The sequence below is a fragment of the Skermanella sp. genome (assembly GCF_059503625.1).
This window is the reverse complement of record NZ_JCACHA010000215.1, coordinates 1-3,312: the sequence shown is the minus strand read 5'-3', so window position 1 is coordinate 3,312 and position 3,312 is coordinate 1. Positions and strand designations below refer to the sequence as shown.

Sequence of the window (3,312 nt, the reverse complement as noted above, 5' to 3'; positions counted from 1 at the left end):
CTTGGTCTCAAATGCCGCATGAGGTTAATGTCGGAAAGTGACCAACAGTATCAAAGCTGGGCGATGATCCGCCCACCGGCGTCATGCACTGCGTCGGTGACGCGGCGCCAGCCGGCGATCTGCTCCGCAGACCAGAGCCCGGTGGCGTAGGGCCAGCCCATGCCCTGTTGGGTGATACCGATGGCCTCGCTGATGATGAGGCCGGCGGATGCACGCTGGGCGTAGTAGTCGGCCATCATCGGCGTCGGCACATGGTCCCGCGTTCCCCGGGCGCGAATCATCGGGGCCATCAGGATACGGTTGGGCGCCTCGATGGCACCAAGCGTGATCGGGTCGAACAGGGTCGGCATGGATCGGCTCTCATGTTGGCGGAGGGCGGCCGGCTTCCGCCGGCTCGGCCTTTTAAAGGATGCGCTGTGGTGGGTGGTCAGACGAGGCGCGCACCGCCGTCGATGTGCAGTGTTTCGCCGTTCATGAAGCCGTTGCTCATCAGGAACACCACCGCAGCACCGACCTGGTTCGATGTCCCCAGGCGGCGGAGCGGCAGCTTCTCCTTCAGCGCCGCCACATAGGCGTCGCGCCCGTCACCGAGGGTCCGGTTCAGAAGCGGCGTGTCGGTCGTTCCAGGCGACAGGGTGTTCACGCGACGCGGCGCCAGTTCGAGCACCAACCCGCGCGCGAAGGCCTCCATGGCAGCTGACGCCGCCGCCAGAATGGCGGTGCCGGAGGCGGTCGGCCGGTCGGCGAGCGCACCGGAAATAAGCGTGATGGACCCATCCGGGGCGAGCCGGTCGCCCAGAGCCCGGATCGTGGTCACCGCTGCCCAGATGCGTTCGTCGAACGCCCGGCGCAGGTAATCGACATCGGCGTCCATGATCTTGCCGGCGACGAAGGTCCCGGCCAACAGCACCAAATGATCAACATGGGGAATGTCGGCCAGGGCTGCCTCGACGGCTTGGCCGTTCGTTACGTCGGCGGCGCGCCAGCCGGCGAAGCCGTGCTCGGTCGCCACCTGGGCGGCGCGGTTGCGGTCGACGCCGATCACGACGACCCTGGCGCCCGCCTCCTTTGCCTGGATCGCCGCCGACAGGCCAATGCCCGAGGTGCCGCCAATGATGACAACGGTGCGGTTTTGCAGAGCGGCGAAGCTGAAGGGCGTCGGTGGTACGGTGGCGGAAGCGGTTTGAGACATGGCGGGCTCCTGTATGGTGAGCGCCTCAGTGGCGCCGATGGAGAGACGCTACTCGCTCACTACCTGGTTGATAATCAGGCTCATTGTCGCTTTACTCATGCCATGGTGGAACATATCAGCTTTGAGAGGCTGACCGGCCTCATCGCATTCGCACGCTCAGCGTCCCTTGGCAGCTACACGGCAGCGGCGCGCGCGTTGTCCGTGTCGCCATCAGCCGTCAGCAAAAGTGTCCAAAGGCTGGAGCAGCAGCTGGGGCTGTCCCTGTTCACCCGAACCACACGGTCTCTGACCCTGACACCGGAAGGACGGGATCTGCACGAGCGTGCATTGCGGCTGCTGCAGCAAGCCGAGGAGATCGAACAGGCTGCCATGGCGGCCCGGGCGGAGCCCGCGGGAACATTGAAGGTCACGGCCCCCCTGCCCATCGGCGTGCATCTTCTGGCGCCGGCACTTCCCCGCTTTCGCGAGCGCCATCCGAAGCTGGCGATCGACCTGCGCCTGGGTGACCAGGTCGCCGACCTCATCGACGAGGGGATCGACGTCGCGATCCGTGTCGGAGACCTCGCGGACTCGCGCTTGATCTCACGTCGACTTGCTCCGCATCGCCTGTGCGCCTTCGCGTCGCCCGATTATCTCGCCCGACGGGGAGTGCCGCAGCATCCGGACGAGCTGGTGGACCACGAGTGCGTGAACTTCCGTTACCAGAGTTCCGGTCTGGCGCTTCGCTGGCCTTTCCGGATCGGCGAGCGCGTTGTGGAGATCACGCCCAGTCCGGGCATCACGGTTGATGTGAGCGATGCCGTGGCGGCCGTCCTGGCCGCCGGGGGCGGCATCGGTATCTCGCCCACCTACATCGCTGCCTCCTATGTCGCACGCGGCATGCTGATCCCCATCCTGGCCGACTTTGCGGTCGATCGCTTCGCCGTCACGGCGCTGTGGCCCGAGAGCCGACGGGGCAGCCCGAACGTCCGGGCGTTCCTCGCCTTCCTCGACGAGGTTTTCCCGTCGCCGGCACCTTGGGACGCATGCCTGGATCGGGCGCGGTGACCAAGGCAGCCGGTCTGATGGTGATTAGGTTGATTGCGGCGGCCTGAAGGAGCCAGCAGCCAAGAATGGTTCCTCCGCACGACATCCTGGCTGGTCCCATGGTGCGGTTCCGGATATGCAGGAGGATCGAGAGGCATTCCACTGGGGATCAGCGTGACGGACCTGGAGATTGACGAGGCGATCCGCGAGGCGTGGAGGATTCTGTATGCCGAGCCAGCGGCCTCACCATCGGCGCGCCGGCTGGCAGCGGCACTCCTGTCGATAACTGGTGGCACACCAGCCCAACCGCACTGGGTCACCCCTGATGATCTGTGGCGCGACCGGCTTGCGATTCTGGAAGAGCAGAATGCCTGGCTAGCGGCCTGGGGTCCACGGCCTGGGGAGCCGGACTGCCGGGTGCCGCCTGCCCTGCTGCCGGAAAGCCGGACGCGGCGCGAGAACAACTATTTGCTGTGGCGTTCAACCGTGCGGGTCAGCAGCGATGCTGGCAGCGAGAGCAGGACCACGTCCAAGCCGCGATCCCGGCGCCGGAATGACGTCGAACAGCCCGCCCCTGCCCGTTCGAGGACGCGACGGAGAAAATCACCCGCACCCGAGCTGGAACCCGGTGGTCGCCTGGACTGAATGGCCATAACCCTGAACTTGCCTGGCGGCGCCCTGCCCCTCTCACTGCTCACAACCCGGCGGCCCCTGCCAGGTTGAGCGGGAGCGCTCGCGGCAGCACGGTTCCAGCGGCTCGCCGGCCCCTTGCCCTTGTATCACGGCCGACAACAGCGGCAGCGCCGTTGTCAGTTTTCCTGAATCACTGGACACAAAAGCTTGATAAAACAATGTGGTCCGTTTTCCTGGATCAGCGGAATTCTACCAGGATCGCCGGAAATCTGTCCAGGTTCGGCGGACAGCGTGGCATGGGCTTTCCCCGTAGAGGTGCTGGCATGGGGCAGGACTGGGTTGAATCCATCGGACGGCCAGCGATAAGGCTTAGCGGGAAGTGGAGCGTCGGGAACGCATCATCCGGCCCCTGGCGCAGAGGACGCGATATCGCACTTGCCGGACGGAATGGCGGTGGCCGA

The 3,312-nt window shown here is 65.7% G+C and carries 3 protein-coding genes; 1 reads left to right on the top strand and 2 read right to left on the bottom strand.

Translation table 11 applies throughout. The features are described 5' to 3' along the window. Positions 1 to 50: 50 nt before the first annotated feature. Together AC5JJ6_RS05350 and AC5JJ6_RS05345 are read right to left on the bottom strand one after the other, a co-directional pair. Complete coding sequence (locus tag AC5JJ6_RS05350) at positions 51 to 350, bottom strand: oxidoreductase (RefSeq protein ID WP_496041051.1); 300 nt, start codon at positions 348 to 350, stop codon at positions 51 to 53. 77 nt (positions 351 to 427) lie between these two features. Continuing rightward, positions 428 to 1,192: an SDR family oxidoreductase gene (locus AC5JJ6_RS05345; RefSeq protein ID WP_496041050.1), complete on the bottom strand. Its 765-nt coding sequence runs from the start codon at positions 1,190 to 1,192 to the stop codon at positions 428 to 430. 102 nt (positions 1,193 to 1,294) lie between these two features. On the opposite strand from AC5JJ6_RS05345, the gene AC5JJ6_RS05340 reads away from it, so the two are divergent. After that, positions 1,295 to 2,239 (top strand): LysR family transcriptional regulator, encoded by a 945-nt coding sequence (locus tag AC5JJ6_RS05340; protein WP_496041049.1) that lies wholly within the window; start codon positions 1,295 to 1,297, stop codon positions 2,237 to 2,239. Positions 2,240 to 3,312 lie beyond the last annotated feature (1,073 nt).